At 43.9% G+C, this 545-nt stretch carries 2 protein-coding genes; both read right to left on the bottom strand.

Annotated elements, in window-relative coordinates:
* Nucleotides 1–47: 47 nt before the first annotated feature.
* Nucleotides 48–278, bottom strand: coding sequence for a reverse transcriptase domain-containing protein (locus P5674_RS25725; RefSeq protein WP_014276756.1), 231 nt, complete (start codon nt 276–278; stop codon nt 48–50).
* Nucleotides 217–545, bottom strand: a 329-nt coding sequence (locus P5674_RS25720) for a reverse transcriptase N-terminal domain-containing protein (protein ID WP_315670476.1), incomplete at its 5' end; no start/stop codon positions are given. The genes P5674_RS25725 and P5674_RS25720, both read right to left, overlap by 62 nt.

Here is a 545-nt window from a genome sequence, read left to right as displayed (position 1 = left end):
GGTCTCTCTTCAAGCTGCTTGGACAATGAATTTTGGACAATAGGTAATCATGGTTCACGGTAAGAGCATTTTGCTATATCAGCATCAAGAACATAGTATTGTCCTTGATTTATGGCAATATATATTCTACTTATTGCATCTTGTGCTGACCGTCCGGGTCGGAACCCATAGCTCGTGCCCTCAAATCTCGATTCCCATTCAGGTTCGAGAGCCGACTTAACCAAGGCTTGCCTTGCTCTGTCTTGGATTGTGGGTATGCCTATTCCAGCTTTTTTCATCCCTACCAGGTTTTGGAATCCACACCCTTCGCAGTGGTTTTGGTTTGAGATTTCCCTTAATGTTTTTGACAAGTTCTAACCTTTGTCTTGGAGAGATTGCTCTTACTCCATCGATTCCGGCTGTTTTCTTGCCTTGATTATCTTGGGTTACTCGTCGCACTGCTAGGAGCCGGGCATAATATGATTTCACCAATAGACGTTGCCACCTTCTTACCTTTGCATCCTGTCCCGATTTAGCTGCTTGAAATATACTCTTTTGGAGCTTGA

The sequence above is a fragment of the Limnospira sp. PMC 289.06 genome, assembly GCF_032350395.1.
GTDB classification, from domain to species: Bacteria; Cyanobacteriota; Cyanobacteriia; order Cyanobacteriales; family Microcoleaceae; genus Limnospira; species Limnospira platensis.
This window is presented reverse-complemented; position numbering and strand designations above follow the sequence as displayed.